1 protein-coding gene is annotated in these 1,858 nt (G+C 76.3%); it reads right to left on the bottom strand.

Translation table 11 applies throughout. The features are described 5' to 3' along the window. Positions 1-1,858 (bottom strand): beta-ketoacyl reductase (locus Aco03nite_RS52345; RefSeq protein ID WP_203810758.1); only part of this gene is annotated, 1,858 nt, incomplete at both ends.

Here is a 1,858-nt window from a genome sequence, read left to right as displayed (position 1 = left end):
TCCCGGACGTACGAGGTGCCAGGTGTCCCACCGTCGGGGTCGAAGAGCGTGTCGAGGTCCCAGCCGCGGTCGGACGGGAACTCGGCGATCGCGTCCGTTCCGGCGGCCAGCAGCTCCCACAGGTCCTCCGGCGAGCGCACGCCACCGGGGAACCGGCAGGCCATGCCGACGATGGCCACCGGCTCGTCGGTGGCCGCACGGACCACCGGCGTCTCCGCGGCGTCCGGCGAGTCCAGCAGCAACGAGGCCAGGTACCCGGTCAGCGCGTCCATGCTCGGGTGGTCGAAGACGACCGTGGCGTCCAGGGTCAGCCCGGTGACCGCAGCCAGCGCGTTGCGCAGCCGGACCGCGCTGAGGGAGGTGAAGCCGAGGTCACGGAAGGCTCGCCCGGCGTCGAGCCGGTCGCCGTCCCCGTGGCCGAGCACGGCGGTGACCGAGGTCCGGACCAGGTCGAGCAACTCCCGCCGGGTGCGCGGCCCCTGCCGCACCGGTGTGCGTGCGGGGACCGCCGGCGCCAGCACGTCGAGCAGGTGGCTCGGCCGCGCCTCGGTGAGGGCGGTGGCGAAGCGGGACCAGTCGGCGCGAGCCGCCACGACGGCCGGGAGCTCGCGCCCGACAGCCTCGCCCAGCGCGTCGAGGGCCGCCGACGGCGCGAGCGGGGTGAGCCCGGCCCAGGAGAGGGTGCCGTCGGCCCGGCCGGCCATACCGTCGCCGGCCCACGGCCCCCAGGCGATGCTGGTGGCCGGCAGGCCGAGGCCACACCGGTGCTCGGCGAACGCGTCGAGGAAGGCGTTCGCGGCGGCGTAGTTGCCCTGCCCCGCCGAGCCCGTCGTCCCGGCCAGTGAGGAGAAGAGCACGAACGCGGACAGATCCCGGTCAAGGGTCAGCTCGTGCAGGTGCCGCACGGCGTCGACCTTGGGCCGGGCCACGGCGCGGAGGCGCTCGGGGGTGAGTGAGTCCAGCAGCCCGTCGTCGAGCACGCCGGCCGCGTGCACGACGGCGTCGATCTCGATGGTGGCCAGCAGCGCGGCGAGCTGCTCACGATCCGCGGCGTCGCAGGCCGCCACGGTGACCCGCGGGTCAGGCTCGGCCGTGGCGGCTCCGCCACGGCTGATCAGGACGACCCGGTCGGCGCCGTTGGCGAGCAGCCAGTGCGAGCAGTGCCGGCCGAGCGCGCCGGTGCCGCCGGTCACCAGCACCGTCCCCGACGGCCGCCACGGCTGGGCCGGTGCGGCCGGCACCGCTTCGAGTCGCCGTCCGTAGGCAGCGGCGCCGCGGACGGCCACCTGGTCCTCGTCACCGGTGAGCACGGCGGCGAACAGCCGGCCGGTACGCGGCCCGGGCTCGGCGGGCACGTCCACGAAGCCGCCGATCCGCGCCGGGTGCTCCAGGGCGGCCACCCGGCCGAGTCCCCACAGCTGGGCCGCGCCAGGGTCGGTCAGCGGGTCGTCGGGCCCGGCGGAGACCGCCCCCGAGGTCACCGTCCACAGCGGAGCGTCGATCGACTGGAACAGCGACAGCCAGGCCGCGGGGTCGTCGAGCAGGCTCACCACCGCAGTGACGTCGCCGAGGTCCCGCACCGGCTCCGGGCTGACCGCGTCCACACGGACGACGTGCGCGCCGTGGTCGGCCAGCGCCCGGTCGATCCACGACAGGCCGTCGCCGACGACCAGCCAGGTGCCGTGCAGCGCCGGACGGGCCGGTGTGGTGACGGGATGCCAGGCGACGCGGTGCAGCACCCGGGCCGGGCCCGCCGTGGGGCGCGGTGCGTCGAGCCAGTAGCGCCGGTGCTGGAACGGATAGGTGGGCAGCGTGGCTCGGCCGGCCTCGGGCAGGACCGAGGTCCAGTCGACCGGCG

Origin of the sequence: Actinoplanes couchii (assembly GCF_016862075.1) — a bacterium.
Lineage (GTDB): Bacteria > Actinomycetota > Actinomycetes > Mycobacteriales > Micromonosporaceae > Actinoplanes > Actinoplanes couchii.
Note: the sequence above shows the minus strand (reverse complement) of the source record. Positions and strands in the feature narration are given on the sequence as shown.